The following is a 12,581-nucleotide window of genomic DNA, read 5'->3' as shown; positions in this document are numbered from 1 at the left end:
CCTCAAGATTTTTTCTTGAGGGTGTTTTCATTTCATTCTACTGCTGTCCATACCCTTCAAACTTCTTCGACAAATTCTCCATCTCGTCTTCTGGCAGTAATTTCGGTTCTCCGACACTTTTCGTTTGATAATAAATTTGAGCACAAAACTCTATTTCTTCTGCAATAGTAAACGCCATTTTTATATTATTTGCACCAGCCATTAAACCATGATTCGCAAGTAAAACTGCACGACGATCAATCATTCCTTCAAAGGCAGCCTCTGCTAATTGCTTCGTACCAAATGTTTCATATGGTGCACAGCGAACATTCGGACCTGCAAAAGCAATTAAATATGATACAGCAGGAAGTTCCCATCCTAATGATGCGATTGTCTTCGCATAAGGAGAATGTGTATGTACAAGCGCATTTATATCTTCACGATTTCTATAATAGATAAGGTGCATATCTAATTCGCTTGATGGTTTTCTCTCTCCTTCTATCACTTCACCATCTAAATTCAATATAACTACATCTTCAGGCGTCGTTTCATAATAATCTAGGCCACTTGGGCTAATTGCAACAAGACCTTGTTCACGATTGAAAATACTAATATTACCGCCAGTCCCCTTTGTTAAACCACTAGAAATCATTTTCTTTCCGTACGCTACAACTTCTTCTCTTTCTTTTTGCAGTAACATATACATCCCCCTAGTAAGAAACTTATGATGACTATTTTTCTAAAAACTATCTACTTATTGAAATAGCTTTTTTAAATTCTCCATAAACGGTGCTCTCACAATCCCTTTTTCCGTAATAATCGCTGTTATATTTTCATATGGCGTAACATCAAATGCCGGATTATATACTTTACTTTCTTTCGGAGCAGAATATTGTCCAAAACGATTGATCACTTCAGAAGCATCTCTTTCTTCAATTGGAATTTCTTTTCCTGTCGGTGTTTTCAAATCAATTGTCGGCGTTGGTGCTGCTACATAAAACGGAATGTTATAATATTTAGCCAAAATCGAAACACCTAATGTTCCAATTTTATTTGCTACATCCCCGTTTGCAGCTACACGATCACATCCAACGATTACTGCATCGATTTTCCCTTGTGACATGACCATTGCCGCCATATTATCTGTAATGACCGTTACATCAATTCCCGCTCGCTGCAGTTCTAATGCCGTTAACGTTGAACCTTGTAATCTAGGGCGTGTTTCATCGGAATAGATTTTTAAGTCCCATCCTTTTTCTTTCGCTAAGTACATTGGAGCTGTCGCAGTGCCATACTTAGTCGTTGCTAACGCACCTGCATTACAATGCGTTAATACCCCCATGCCATCATGGAATAATGTTAATGCATGTTCTCCAATTTGACGGTTAATTTCTTCATCTTCTCTATGAATCTCTTTTGCTTCTTCTAATAATCTATCTTTCAACTGCGCAATTGATAAGTGAGCATTCTCTTTCGCGACACTTTCCATTCTTTCAAGCGCCCAAAATAAATTTACTGCCGTCGGTCTTGATGTCGCTAAGTATGCACATACCTTTTTTACTTCCGCTATGAATTCTTCCGCCGAACTTTCCGCAACTTCCTTTACTCCTAAATACACACCGTAGGCTGCTGAAACACCTATTGCCGGCGCTCCTCGTACTTTCATTACTTGAATCGCATCCCACACACCCTCAGCCGTTTTAAAAGATTCATAGACTACTTCGTTCGGTAATACCGTTTGATCCAATAACACTAAAGCATAATCTTTCCACTGAATTGGTATTAATTGCTCTGCCATCATCTTCTCCCCTTATTTCGCACTATGCATTGACTGTTTTTTTAACGTTTCTACAAAGCTACTACCTGTTTCATATTGATTCGCTTGTAAAATAAACTTCTTCGCTGCCTGAAGACAAATTCGCTCCGCTCTAGCACGCGCTGCATCATTCTCAATACAAGTAATATCCTGTACCTTCGCTAGACCAACAATACGACGAATTAGCTCAAGACCCGTCACTGCAGATGTATCCTCTAATACAGATTGTAAATAAACTCGGTTAAAGCCTTCTTCCTTCGCCATAATCTCTGTCACATGAATATCCCAAGCATCTAAAAACTTCTTCTTAAATAAATCAATTACATCTATCATGGTAGATTCTATCCAGTTCATATATGTATCTTTCTCAATACCAGATTGCATCACTGCATCTGCATTCACCCAAGCAAACATTAAATTCGCCATTATATTCCCAACGTCATATCCCATAGGTCCATAAAAAGCAAATTCAGGATCAATAACCTTTGTAGAATCACTTTTTACAAAAACAGAACCAGTATGTAAATCACCGTGAAGTAGCGCTTGTGCATTCGTCATAAACGAAAACTTAAGTTTTGCTACTTCCATACGAAGCTCTTTATCACTATAAATATGCTCCCTAATCCATCCTTCATTTAATTGAAACAATTCGTTGCGTTTATTATGGTTTGTGAATGGCTCTGAATATACGAGGTCCTCTGTAATCTCACATAACTCAGGATTTATATAATTCTTCACGAGTTCCTTCTTCTCTTTATGATTCATTACAACATCTGATGTTAATAGAAGAGTATTTACCATAAAAGTAGTTAAATCATCAGCAAGCCTCGGAAACATTTGATGATTTATGAGTGCTGTACGCAATATTGTGTGATTTGATAAATCTTCCATCACGCAACAATTCATCACACTATCAAACAAATATACATTTGGCACGAGTCCAGATGCTAACTCTCCTTCTAATCGCAAAACATCTGATTCTATACGGATTCGATTCGTCGACAACTTAAACTCATCTGAAATACGCGCTGTATCCCCAGCTTGCTTTACAATGACAGAAAGGTTCTTCTGTTCATCCCAAACGCGGAACACATAATTTAAATTACCATCACCTATTTCTTTACACTTTAGCCCCTTTGCATGCTCGAACTTAGGTAATTTCTCTTGCACATATGCAATCACATCTTTAGCTTCCATTAAAAAATACTTCGTGAACTTAGACATGGTTTCCCCTCCACACTAAATGTAAACGTTTTCTAAAAGCCGTAAAAAATAATAGACTGAAATTTTTTCAATCTATACTATATCTTCTCTATTGCAATACATATCTCGCTTTTATTATATCTTGTTAGAAATGAGCGTCAATGTTTCTATTTCTCATTGCAATATACTTCTTATTATATATATTTATGATGACAATAATTGTTCACAAAGATTCCGATACATTTTGTTTTATTTATTGCACAATTCTTTGTAAAATAGAAGTAAGCAGTTCCTTTTCAAATCTACAACTTCTAAGAAATATTCCCTTCCTAAGAATTTATACTTACACCATGTCTCTAACATACTCACTACTCTTTCAAACACTCATTGAAAATTTATGACTTGAAAATTACCTTTTAATTCCCTAGCAGCCTTAATTGAGAATAAATATTAATTAAATTGGTATAAAGTTGGTTTATTCTCTTGACAAAATAACCACTTCTATATGATAATTAATATCGAATTAGAATTATTATAGTTAATTAAAAAATATATTTTATGAGCAAACTATTTTTTGATGCTCAAAACCAACCTTTAGGAGGAATTTTAATATGTTATTAATCGGCACAGAAGTAAAACCGTTTAAAGCTAACGCTTACCATAATGGAGAATTTATCCAAGTTACTGACGAAAGTTTAAAAGGAAAATGGAGCGTAGTTTGTTTCTACCCAGCAGACTTCACATTCGTTTGTCCAACTGAACTTGAAGACTTACAAAACCAATACGCAACTCTAAAAGACTTAGGCGTTGAAGTATACTCTGTATCTACAGACACTCACTTCACTCACAAAGCATGGCATGATAGCTCAGAAACTATCGGCAAAATCGAATACATTATGATTGGTGACCCAACTCGCACAATCACTACAAACTTCAACGTTTTAATGGAAGAAGAAGGTCTTGCTGCTCGTGGTACATTCATCATCGATCCAGACGGCGTTATCCAATCTATGGAAATCAATGCTGACGGTATCGGCCGTGACGCAAGCATTCTTGTTAACAAAATTAAAGCAGCTCAATACGTACGTAACAACCCAGGTGAAGTTTGCCCAGCTAAATGGCAAGAGGGTTCTGCAACACTTAAACCAAGCCTTGACCTTGTAGGCAAAATCTAAGGAGTTCGATCAAAATGATACTAGATGCAGATATAAAGACACAACTATCCCAATACCTTCAGTTAATGGAGAACGATATTTTACTTAAAGTAAGCGCAGGAGACGATAACGTATCTAAAGATATGTTATCTCTAGTAGATGAATTAGCTACTATGTCATCTAAGATTACAGTAGAAAAAGTTGAACTAGAGAGAACACCAAGCTTTAGCGTAAATCGCCCTGGTGAAGACACTGGTGTCGTATTCGCTGGTATTCCATTAGGACACGAATTTACTTCATTAGTGTTAGCTTTACTACAAGTGAGTGGACGTGCTCCAAAAGTTGAACAAAAATTAATCGATCAAATCAAAAACATTCAAGGCGAATATCATTTTGAATCTTATATCAGCCTAAGTTGTCATAACTGTCCTGATGTTGTACAAGCTCTTAACGTGATGAGCGTTCTAAACTCTAGTATTACACATACTATGATTGATGGCGCTGCATTTAAAGAGGAAGTAGAAAGTAAAGACATCATGGCAGTACCAACTGTTTACCTAAACGGCGAATCTTTCGGAAGCGGTCGTATGACACTTGAAGAAATTTTAGCTAAAATGGGTAACGGTCCAGATGCATCAGAGCTTTCTGATAAAGATCCATACGATGTTCTTGTTGTTGGTGGCGGCCCAGCTGGTGCAAGTGCAGCAATTTATGCAGCACGTAAAGGCATCCGCACTGGTATCGTTGCTGAGCGCTTCGGTGGTCAAGTAATGGATACTATGGGTATTGAGAACTTCATCAGCGTAAAACGCACTGAAGGTCCTAAGCTAGTAGCAAGCCTTGAAGAGCACGTAAAAGAATACGACATCGATGTAATGAATCTACAACGTGCGAAACGTTTAGAGAAAAAAGAACTTATTGAAGTGGAACTTGAAAACGGCGCTATTCTGAAAAGTAAGAGCGTAATCGTTTCAACAGGTGCTCGCTGGCGTAATGTTGGCGTACCGGGTGAAGCTGAGTTCAAAAACAAAGGTGTAGCATACTGCCCACACTGTGACGGTCCATTATTCATCGGAAAAGATGTAGCGGTTATCGGCGGTGGTAACTCTGGTATTGAAGCAGCTATCGACTTAGCAGGTATTGTTAAGCACGTAACTGTTCTTGAATTCATGCCAGAATTAAAAGCTGATGCTGTATTACAAGAACGTCTTAACAGCTTACCAAACGTAACTGTTCTGAAAAACGTTCAAACGAAAGAAATCACTGGTACTGATAAAGTAAACGGTATTTCTTACATCAATCGTGAAACTGAAGAAGTACACCATGTTGAATTACAAGGTGTATTCGTTCAAATCGGTCTTGTGCCAAACACAGACTGGTTAGGCGAAACAGTTGAACGCGTTCGCGGTGAAATCGTAACAGACAAGCACGGCGCTACAAACGTACCAGGAGTGTTTGGTGCAGGTGACTGTACAAATAATCCGTACAAACAAATCATCATCTCTATGGGTTCAGGTGCGAATGCAGCTTTAGGTGCATTTGATTACTTAATCCGTAACTAATTATATAGACGTGAGTAAAAGACGCGCTACCTATTGGTAACGCGTCTTTTTTATTACATTGTATGTAAATGGTCGTCAAATGCCTTCCAACATATTAAATCATACGGTGGTTCTATATCTAATACTACATTTATATCTTCTGCTACTACTTGTATTCTTTTGGCCGGGGTATCTCTTTTTCCTGAAGAATAAATAGCAAGCTTAATTATTTCCTGCTTTCCATCTTCATAAATCCTTTTCTTTAAGTCTAATTGGTCAATTTGTTCTTTTGAAGGAATCTCTTTCCCTTCCCAATCACACATTTCAAATAGAGGATATCGATCCCCGTACCATTCCTCAATAATCTCAATGACTTTAAGAATAATATAATTCCCCGATACTAATTCGTAACTAACAGCATCGCCTGCTTTTAAAGAAGTATTCGCTATAAATCTCTTCGGTACTTTTTTAGCTTGTGGCTGCGGAGAATGTAACTGTTCTCTAAGTTTATTTAACACTACTTCACGCTTTCTCTGTAATTTAGGTTCATCCTCCCAGCGGGATAAATCTGCACCACTCTCTATTATTTGCAATGCCTCAAGTTTAACATTCTCTTGAAGTCTTCCTAACTTCCATTGTATGCAAGCAAATGCTAGCCAAAAAACAATAATCTCTTCATCATCTAGTTCAGTCTGGTATTCCTCAATTACAATCCTACTTGCTTCTTCATTTGAATATTCATTTCCTAACAAATCCTTATAAATTAACTGAATATCTTTAGCAATATCATCTGACAATATCGCTACTCCCCAAGCCCCCATACATTAACGCTCCAATCTATACACTAAAAACCTCTCATTCCCATTCTTCTCATAAGCACCCGGTAATCTTATTTCCTTCTTCAATTCAAATGCAGTCTGATTCTCCAAGAAGAAAATATAATCTTCAGAAGGGTAGTATAAAATAATATCAATTTCTCTCTCCACCGCTTCTACTGAAAGCAAAATGTTATTTACTACATTCATAAACACTTGGACAGAAAATGGATTGAAGAAATAAAACCGGTTATCACGCGAATCAATCTCATATTCCTGCGCTAAACAACATTCAAACCGAATTTTATCTTTACTGTTTCTCACTTTTCGCGCATAACGATCACGATTATCCATTGCTTCTTTATAAAACTCTTCATTCATTTCAATCCCAACGGCCGAAGCACCACACTTATGGTGCATGTAAAAATTCAATCTCCCTTTTCCGCACCCAAAGTCTACAATTCGATCGCTACTTGTTATTTCATATTGATTTAATAACTCATCTAATCCGCTATATGGCGTCGGTTCATAACGGTGATAATGCATAGACTTATTAAATCCTTTTTGCTCACCGACAGTTTTTATATTTAATACAGCATCGTAATATTGTTCGTTCATTCGTTTGCTCCTATTAAGAAATATTACTATTATTATACACCACGTACTGAATGCTCATTTTTATCAAATTAATTGGTACGTGAAATTATATTATCGCGAAATCGAATATATCGACTTAACAACAAATTCCTACCAAAAAAACAGGAGCTTTCTAGCCCCTGTCTTCTAATACTTTCAATACAGTTTGTTTCAATATTTCTACTCCATCCATTATACAGCTATGATCAAACTTCATATACGGATGGTGTAATCCAGGTTGTAAGTTCGCCCCTAGTCCAAGCATGACAGCTTTTAAATGGGGTCTTTTCACTGTATAGTAATGGAAATCATCGCTTCCTGTCGTATACAGTGGTCCAGTACATCCCTCTTCCCCGTACACTTCAAGAATGCCTTTCCGCATGAAACGCTCAGCTTCTTCTGACACTTCAGCTCCTGGTGCGAGATCAATCCACTCATAAGAAAGTTTAGATCCCATTGATTCAGCTGACTGAATTACTTGCTCTATTTTTCGCTTCAATTCATCTAGTAATATGTTATTTTCTGCTCTTACATCTAAACTAAAGTGCCCGTTACCTGGAATAATATTTAGATTATCACCACCAGCTTGGCATCTCGTCATCTTAACAGAATAAGACGTCTGCGGCGGTAACCATATATTTTTCAATCCAATATTGATCATCGAAATGACATCAATTGCATTTATACCTTGATGTGGGCGTGCCCCGTGTGCATCATCTCCGTGAATCATACCTTCTAAAAATGCTGCAGCTCCGTGACGAATAGATGGGGCTGCTTGTTTCAAAGGCAGTTCTTCAATCGGCCTTAAATGAACACCAAATAAGAAATCAGCATCATCCACGGCGCCCTTCTCTACCATCTTTAAGGAACCATTTCCTTTTTCCTCTGCCGGCTGAAAAATAAATCTAACAGTACCACTATCCCATCTCATATTTTTCAATTGTAAAATAAGGCCCATCACAATTGTCATATGAGCATCGTGGCCGCACGAGTGATTCGCTTTAAATTCTCCGTCTACTTCTTGCCATAGTGCATCCATATCAGCACGAATCGCGATAACTGGATTCCCTCTTCCGATTTCAGCAATCACGCCAGGGCAATCATCAAATATTTTATATGAAATTCCTTCTTCTTTTAGAAAGTTAGTAATATAAGCTGTCGTTTCATATTCCTTCCAGCTTACTTCAGGGTTTTCATGTAAATGCTGAAAAATTTCAGTTAAACGCTCTTGTAGTTCTAATGTTTTCAAAGCTTCATTCTCCTTCCCCTAATTACAAACCATTCAGATTAATTATACTTATGAAAAACAGATGTTTTTATGAACATATTGAATTTTAAGAAAAAAGTCAATTGTTTATTTTTTAATACCGTTAATACCCGATTTCAACTCATCTTATAAAGATATCCATACAAATAGAAGATTCGATATTTTCTGTTTTTATATTGACGCTTACATCTATCTTTAGTTATTATAACTTAATAACGTCTATTTTGCGACAATTCTAAAAATACAAACATACATAATGAGGAGGCAGTTTATGAAAAGAGAAATACCTTTTGGCATAGCAATAATCCCTATTATCATTACAGTTGCAGTTATGATGGTTACAATTGTTGTATTAGAACAAAGCCCTCACGTCCCACTTATTATCGGTACAACCGTTGCTTCGATCGTCGCTTGGCGATACGGTTACAAATGGAATGACATTGAAGAATCGATGTATAAAGGAATTCGCCTTGCATTACCCGCTATCGTTATCATTATTCTTGTAGGTTTAACGATCGGTGCTTGGATTGGCGGCGGAATCGTCGCTACTATGATTTATTACGGCTTAAAACTTTTAACTCCATCACTATTTTTAGTTTCAATTACAATTATTTGTTCTATCGTTGCATTAGCAATCGGTAGCTCTTGGTCTACAATGGGAACAATCGGTGTTGCTGGAATGGGAATTGGCCTAAGTATGGGAATCCCAGCTCCAATGGTTGCTGGCGCTATAATTTCCGGTTCTTATTTTGGCGATAAAATGTCACCGCTTTCAGACACGACAAACTTAGCAGCGGGATTAACAAATACAGATTTATTCACACATATTCGTCATATGTTATTTACTACAATTCCAGGTTTAATTATTACTCTTATCGTCTATGCTTTCTTAGGAAGAAGCTTCGGCGATAACAATATCGATGCAAAAAGCATCGATCAAACGTTACAAGTATTGCAACAAAACTTTGTTATTTCGCCTTTCCTATTAATTATACCCGTAGTCGTTATGGTATTGGTCGCTAAAAAAGTCCCTGCTATACCAGCTATTCTCGTAGGTGTTATTTTAGGATTCTTATCACAAGTCTTTATTCAAGGTGGCTCTGTCTCATCAGCTGTCGGTGCACTCCAAAGTGGATTTGTCATAGACACTGGAAACAAGCTAGTAGATGAACTATTTAACCGTGGTGGCTTAAGCTCTATGATGAATACAGTTTCTATGACAATTGTCGCTATGACTTTCGGCGGAGTACTAGAACATACTGGCATTCTTCGCTCAATTGTAAATCAAATTTTAAAATTAGCGACATCATCAAAAGGACTTATCGCTTCTACCATCGCATCTTGCTTTGCAACGAATCTTACTTGCTCTGAACAATATATTTCGATTGTTGTTCCTTCAAGAATGTATGCAAATGCGTACACAGAAAAAGGACTACATTCTAAAAATTTATCCAGAGCATTAGAAGATGGTGGAACATTAACTTCTGTTTTCGTACCTTGGAATACATGTGGTGTATTTATACTCGCAACACTTGGAGTCGGTGCATTCGAATATGCTCCTTATGCTATATTGAATTTCATCGTACCTATTATCTCAATCATTTATGGTATAACTGGCTTCACAATTACGAAGCTATCTGATATTGAAAAAGCAGACCTACTGAAAAAACAAAAAGCACAACTAGAAGCTTAAAATTTTTGAAACGAATACAACGGTAAATTTAGCTCATATATTGCACGAGGGCGCCCTTGTTGATAGGGCATTTCCTCGCCGCAAATATTTGCATACCTGTAATCAACTAATTTCTTTAACAGCCTTTCCGTCGATCGCCGAGTCACTTGTAAGTACTCAGAAAGATCCGCCGCTGTAAATTTCAATGATGGATGCGATTGACTAAATTGAATGATTTTTGACAAGTTTGCAGGACTAAGCTTCGTTTCCTTCGCTATTTTCATTAATTCAGGATTATCGTTTTTTAAACTTTGTACTCTCTGTTCTTTCGGGAACGGACCAAATAATTCTTTATCACTTGTTAGTATATAAAAGCAGCTTTCTATCGGATTATTCTTTGCGAAACCTCGAGCGATTTTTGCATTTTGTTCCGCTTCATTTACTGTTTTTCCGTAACCAAATCCAATAGATACTGCGCCTTCTATATTCATAAATAAACGATCTATCGTATTTGTTTTTATACTCAATTCAATATCACCACGAGTTGTATACAAAATAAAAGTCATTTCATCAACTTGTTTAAATGAACCACGTAATTCTTTTGAAATTACATTTAATTGTTCAAGCGAGCTTTCTTGTAACTCTATAAAGGATATAATACAAGCACCAACAGTAGCTGAATGGCTTTTTGCTAACTCAGCTTTTATTTTTGCATCTTTTAACCCATGTATAATTGATTGCGTTGGATCTATCATACGCTCTGAAGGAATCCCTATTTTTTGAAGTTCATCGTAGACAGCGTGAATACTAGTTAAAGCTAAATCAACCTCTCCAGATTGATATTTAGCTAAATGAAAATCAATGATTCTCTTAATTTCATCATTACTCCATAACATATTTTCATAATCCATCACTTGCGGCGTTTCTTTTAGACCGATGTCATGGAACACATTTGTAATAAACGAACGATCTACTAAATCAATTGAAATTTTATGAGGTTGTATACTTTGATGGTATATTATAGAAAGGAGTGAAGATGCGACAGTTGTCTCGTCTTGCTGCAAATATACACTTGGAATTGGTAATTGTTCTCTTATTTCTTTTGCCATATAATAAGGTAGGGCACCCGAGAAAAAGATAGCATCACAAGGTTTTAAACGCTTTAATAGTTCAGAAGATTCTGCCGGATGAAGGTAAATATATGGATCAATCTCTATTTCTTCTAGTTTATGAGCAATAGGTAAAAGATTCTCCATAAACTCTTTTGAACCGACAACTGCAATTTTTATCATCATTTTCTCTAACTCCTTATCATTAATTAACGACTATTTAACGTCAACTATATCAAATGTACAAAACCATTGTAAACAGGAAGGGGTCTTTATTCAATGAAAATTACAGCTATTCATCTTTACGCAATTCGTTTACCACTTCGCGATCCGTTTGTTATTAGTTATGGTTCTTATTCTGATATGCCTTCTATTATCGTCAAAATGGAAACAGATGAAGGCATTACCGGTTACGGTGAAGGCGTTGCTGATGATCACGTTACAGGTGAATCATGGGAAAGTACTTTCCATGTTTTAAAACATACACTAGCTCCTGCTCTAATTGGGAAAAATCCAATGAATATCGAGAAAATACACGATATGATGGACAATACGATTTACAGTGTTCCTACAGCGAAAGCTGCGATTGATATCGCTTGTTTTGATATAATGGGCAAAAAATTAAATCAACCTGTATATCAATTAATTGGCGGACGCTATCATGAAGAGTTTCCTGTCACTCACGTCTTAAGTATTGCAGATCCAGAAGACATGGCTGAAGAAGCTGCCTCTATGATTCTAAAAGGTTACCAATCTTTCAAAATGAAAGTCGGTACAAATGTAAAAGAAGATGTAAAACGAATTGAAGCTGTACGTGAACGTGTAGGAAATGATATCGCGATTCGTGTTGATGTAAACCAAGGATGGAAAAATAGCGCAAACACATTAACAGCACTTCGTTCATTAGGTCATTTAAACATCGACTGGATTGAACAACCTGTTGTAGCGGATGATATTGATGCAATGGCTCATATTCGTTCGAAAACAGATCTTCCGCTTATGATTGATGAAGGACTAAAAGGCTCTCGTGAAATGCGCCAAATTATTAAATTAGACGCAGCTGATAAAGTGAATATAAAACTAATGAAATGCGGCGGCATATATCCAGCTGTAAAACTCGCTCATCAAGCTGAAATGGCAGGCATTGAATGCCAAGTTGGATCCATGGTCGAATCATCTGTTGCCTCTTCCGCAGGATTCCATGTCGCTTTCTCAAAAAAAATCATTACTAGCGTCGAGCTAACAGGACCATTAAAATTCACGAAAGACATCGGAAACTTACATTACGACGTACCATTTATTCGCTTAAACGAAAAGCCGGGACTTGGCATTGAAATAAACGAAAATATATTACAAGAACTAACCGTCTTTCAAGACGTTGTACGCTAA

11 protein-coding genes are annotated in these 12,581 nt (G+C 36.8%); 4 read left to right on the top strand and 7 right to left on the bottom strand.

Annotation, left to right across the window (positions count from 1 at the left end; all coding sequences use genetic code 11):
- Positions 1-37: 37 nt before the first annotated feature.
- The 3 genes from NSS97_RS01940 to mtnK are packed head-to-tail and all read right to left on the bottom strand — an operon-like array spanning position 38 to position 3,019.
- Positions 38-679 (bottom strand): L-fuculose-phosphate aldolase, encoded by a 642-nt coding sequence (locus NSS97_RS01940; protein ID WP_002010177.1) that lies wholly within the window; start codon positions 677-679, stop codon positions 38-40.
- Between the two features lie 54 nt (positions 680-733).
- Positions 734-1,777: an S-methyl-5-thioribose-1-phosphate isomerase gene (mtnA, locus tag NSS97_RS01935; protein ID WP_341111349.1), complete on the bottom strand. Its 1,044-nt coding sequence runs from the start codon at positions 1,775-1,777 to the stop codon at positions 734-736.
- Positions 1,778-1,789: 12 nt separating this feature from the next.
- The gene (gene mtnK, locus NSS97_RS01930; RefSeq protein WP_341111346.1) at positions 1,790-3,019 is read right to left on the bottom strand and encodes an S-methyl-5-thioribose kinase; all 1,230 of its coding nucleotides are present in this window, start codon (positions 3,017-3,019) and stop codon (positions 1,790-1,792) included.
- Between the two features lie 590 nt (positions 3,020-3,609).
- Here mtnK and ahpC point away from each other — a divergent pair.
- On the top strand, positions 3,610-4,173 hold the full coding sequence (ahpC, locus tag NSS97_RS01925) for an alkyl hydroperoxide reductase subunit C (RefSeq protein WP_000924420.1): 564 nt from the start codon (positions 3,610-3,612) through the stop codon (positions 4,171-4,173).
- 14 nt (positions 4,174-4,187) lie between these two features.
- Positions 4,188-5,714 carry an alkyl hydroperoxide reductase subunit F gene (gene ahpF / locus NSS97_RS01920; protein ID WP_341111344.1) on the top strand — a complete coding sequence of 509 codons (1,527 nt, stop codon included), beginning with the start codon at positions 4,188-4,190 and terminating at the stop codon, positions 5,712-5,714.
- 53 nt (positions 5,715-5,767) lie between these two features.
- Here the strand turns inward: ahpF and NSS97_RS01915 are convergent, their stop codons facing one another.
- The 3 genes from NSS97_RS01915 to NSS97_RS01905 form a co-directional block, all read right to left on the bottom strand.
- Positions 5,768-6,514 carry a hypothetical protein gene (locus tag NSS97_RS01915; protein WP_088004749.1) on the bottom strand — a complete coding sequence of 249 codons (747 nt, stop codon included), beginning with the start codon at positions 6,512-6,514 and terminating at the stop codon, positions 5,768-5,770.
- A gap of 3 nt (positions 6,515-6,517) precedes the next feature.
- Positions 6,518-7,126 (bottom strand): SAM-dependent methyltransferase, encoded by a 609-nt coding sequence (locus NSS97_RS01910; RefSeq protein ID WP_341111339.1) that lies wholly within the window; start codon positions 7,124-7,126, stop codon positions 6,518-6,520.
- A 151-nt stretch (positions 7,127-7,277) separates the two neighbouring features.
- Complete coding sequence (locus tag NSS97_RS01905; RefSeq protein WP_002124929.1) at positions 7,278-8,393, bottom strand: M20 peptidase aminoacylase family protein; 1,116 nt, start codon at positions 8,391-8,393, stop codon at positions 7,278-7,280.
- A gap of 289 nt (positions 8,394-8,682) precedes the next feature.
- Here NSS97_RS01905 and nhaC point away from each other — a divergent pair, with 289 nt between their 5' ends.
- Positions 8,683-10,104, top strand: coding sequence for a Na+/H+ antiporter NhaC (gene nhaC / locus NSS97_RS01900; RefSeq protein WP_002010164.1), 1,422 nt, complete (start codon positions 8,683-8,685; stop codon positions 10,102-10,104).
- On the opposite strand, the gene NSS97_RS01895 is transcribed toward nhaC, so the two are convergent.
- The gene (locus NSS97_RS01895) at positions 10,101-11,378 is read right to left on the bottom strand and encodes a hypothetical protein (RefSeq protein WP_016126495.1); all 1,278 of its coding nucleotides are present in this window, start codon (positions 11,376-11,378) and stop codon (positions 10,101-10,103) included. The two genes, nhaC and NSS97_RS01895, sit on opposite strands and share 4 nt — an antisense overlap.
- Positions 11,379-11,471: 93 nt before the next feature.
- Here NSS97_RS01895 and NSS97_RS01890 point away from each other — a divergent pair, with 93 nt between their 5' ends.
- Positions 11,472-12,581, top strand: a complete 1,110-nt coding sequence (locus NSS97_RS01890) for a mandelate racemase/muconate lactonizing enzyme family protein (protein WP_341111335.1) — start codon at positions 11,472-11,474, stop codon at positions 12,579-12,581.

The sequence above is a fragment of the Bacillus sp. FSL R12-0074 genome (assembly GCF_038005725.1).
Taxonomy (GTDB): domain Bacteria; phylum Bacillota; class Bacilli; order Bacillales; family Bacillaceae_G; genus Bacillus_A; species Bacillus_A mycoides.
This window is presented reverse-complemented; position numbering and strand designations above follow the sequence as displayed.

What these genes read in the sequence shown, in the direction of transcription:
- NSS97_RS01940 (WP_002010177.1), bottom strand. Translation starts at nt 679, where the DNA reads ATGTTACTGCAAAAAGAAAGAGAAGAAGTTGTAGCGTACGGAAAGAAA.
- mtnA (WP_341111349.1), bottom strand. Translation starts at nt 1,777, where the DNA reads ATGGCAGAGCAATTAATACCAATTCAGTGGAAAGATTATGCTTTAGTG.
- mtnK (WP_341111346.1), bottom strand. Translation starts at nt 3,019, where the DNA reads ATGTCTAAGTTCACGAAGTATTTTTTAATGGAAGCTAAAGATGTGATT.
- ahpC (WP_000924420.1), top strand. Translation starts at nt 3,610, where the DNA reads ATGTTATTAATCGGCACAGAAGTAAAACCGTTTAAAGCTAACGCTTAC.
- ahpF (WP_341111344.1), top strand. Translation starts at nt 4,188, where the DNA reads ATGATACTAGATGCAGATATAAAGACACAACTATCCCAATACCTTCAG.
- NSS97_RS01915 (WP_088004749.1), bottom strand. Translation starts at nt 6,514, where the DNA reads ATGGGGGCTTGGGGAGTAGCGATATTGTCAGATGATATTGCTAAAGAT.
- NSS97_RS01910 (WP_341111339.1), bottom strand. Translation starts at nt 7,126, where the DNA reads ATGAACGAACAATATTACGATGCTGTATTAAATATAAAAACTGTCGGT.
- nhaC (WP_002010164.1), top strand. Translation starts at nt 8,683, where the DNA reads ATGAAAAGAGAAATACCTTTTGGCATAGCAATAATCCCTATTATCATT.
- NSS97_RS01895 (WP_016126495.1), bottom strand. Translation starts at nt 11,378, where the DNA reads ATGATGATAAAAATTGCAGTTGTCGGTTCAAAAGAGTTTATGGAGAAT.
- NSS97_RS01890 (WP_341111335.1), top strand. Translation starts at nt 11,472, where the DNA reads ATGAAAATTACAGCTATTCATCTTTACGCAATTCGTTTACCACTTCGC.